Here is a 2,231-nt window from a genome sequence, read left to right as displayed (position 1 = left end):
TAGTAAGTTCAATACTGATTGGGGAAAAAGTCATGAATTGTTTCAAGTGATACCTGATGGCTCTTTAAAAAAAACAGAAAGTAGAGTCGTCTTTTTTCGCAATTTCAATGATACCTCCCAACTAAGCCACCTCCATCCAAGTAATATCAGTATAAGTATCGGGCCTGATAAAGTATTCCATGTGAGCCTCACAAACGGACACTATTCTGACCTTGTTGTTTGCAATGGATTACAACTTATTCACGCAAAAATATTGAATGAAGAAAGTGGTGAGGTTAATTCTTATTCTAAACAGTATCAACTTAATCCTCAAACAACGACTTATTTACAAGTCGCTTCATCACAAGAAGGTAGTCCTATCCTTCAGAATATACCTGAGAGTGAGGCACTGCTATTATTAAGCCAAAGCACTCGTCAGAACCATCAAATTAGTCGTGTTCTATCAAATTGTAATGGTTAAATTTCGGTATAAATAAAATAATATATTGAGATCTATGTTAAACCTAAATAGATATTATTTTTTATACAATCGTATTTAAAACCATTTTTCCATAATGGAATTTATGTGAGATAAATAATGTTTTATCAACATGAATGATCATCGATAGATATGTCAAAAAGTAAGTGGTATTTTTTATATTCGTTAAGAAAAATTATGTAAATCGGTTCGTAGTTTTATATAGATATGTATTTAACCTATGATATTAATTAAGGATGATTTTATGAATGCTATAGTGATAAAAGTAAACGATCAAATCCAGACTATTTCTGAGCACAAAATCATCACGGAGAACGGAGAACCTACAGTTATTGAAGCTGTTCGTAACGTCAATTATGAACTCCTTGATGAGTCTACTGGTTATGCACCAAATCAAATTATAACTAAGCGGATAAATAGCGACCTTCATGTTTCTTTTGAAGATAACAGCGAAAATGCCGATCTTATAATTGAAGGATTTTATGATGATATCAATAGTGCGCTTATTGGTGCTGCTGAAGATGGTAACTATTATTACTATCTTCCTAATACTGGTGAAGTAACAGATTATGTTACAAAGTTGCAATTGGGTGAAGTACAAGGTCAAGCGTTGGGTGGAGATGGGCAGATTACACCGTGGTGGATAGCTGCTACAGAATCGACAGGTCTGGGCGTATGGCTAGCGGGTCTTGCCGGTATAGGGCTTGCAGCTGCGGCTGTTTCTGGTGGCGGTAGTGATGGTGATGACTCTGATGGTAGTGTCAACGTCGACACGCCAACCGTTGATGCGATTACTGGTGATGATATCGTCAACGGCACCGAAGCTGCTAATGGTTTTATAGTGACTGGTACTGGGACAGCTGGGAATACCATTACTTTAACAGACAATAGTGGCAATACTATTGGCACTACTATCGTGGACACAGACGGTAACTGGAGCATTCCAGTTGATCAAGACGACGTTGATGCTATGGGTGAAGGTTCTGAGACCCTTACAGCGACAGCAACAGCAACAGATTCTTCTGACAACACCAGTGAGCCGACTAGCACAGACATCACTGTTGATACTATGGTTCCTGCTGCTCCAACCGTTGATGTGAATGAAGATGGTACTGGAATTACGGGTACAGGTGAGCCTGGCACCACGATCGAAGTAGACACTGACGGAGATGGTGAACCGGATTACACCACCACTGTTGATGACAATGGTGATTTTGTCATTGACACTAGTGACAACCCACTAACTGAAGGTGAAACTGTTACTGCTACGGCAATTGATCCTGCTGGTAATACCAGTGAGCCTGGTACAGATGTAGCGCCTGAAATCGATGACGCTGATGCCGATGCCGATGCCGATGCTGACGCCGATGCTGACGCCGATGCTGACGCCGATGCAGACGCTGATGCAGACGCTGATGCCGATGCCGATGCCGATGCCGACGCTGATGCCGATGCCGATGCAGACGCCGATGCCGATGCCGATGCCGATGCAGACGCTGATGCCGATGCCGATGCCGATGCCGATGCAGACGCTGATGCCGATGCCGATGCCGATGCCGATGCCGACGCTGATGCCGACGCTGATGCCGATGCTGATGCCGATGCCGATGCCGATGCCGACGCTGATGCCGATGCCGATGCCGATGCCGATGCCGATGCACCTGTCATTGATACCGTCACAGGCGACGACATTGTTAACGGCATTGAAGCGGCGGACGGCTTTAACATCACTGGCACCGGCACGGCAGGTGAC

The 2,231-nt window shown here is 43.7% G+C and carries 1 protein-coding gene and 1 pseudogene; both read left to right on the top strand.

Features of this window, described 5'->3' with window-relative positions; all coding sequences use genetic code 11:
- Positions 1-460: pseudogene (locus ACT3QP_RS14595) on the top strand (OmpA family protein); the annotation flags it as partial.
- Between the two features lie 262 nt (positions 461-722).
- A partial coding sequence (locus tag ACT3QP_RS14590) for an Ig-like domain-containing protein (RefSeq protein ID WP_444525997.1) occupies positions 723-2,231 on the top strand: 1,509 nt, incomplete at its 3' end.

The organism is Psychrobacter sp. AOP7-B1-24 (assembly GCF_052376215.1).
Taxonomy (GTDB): Bacteria; Pseudomonadota; Gammaproteobacteria; order Pseudomonadales; family Moraxellaceae; genus Psychrobacter.
This window is presented reverse-complemented; position numbering and strand designations above follow the sequence as displayed.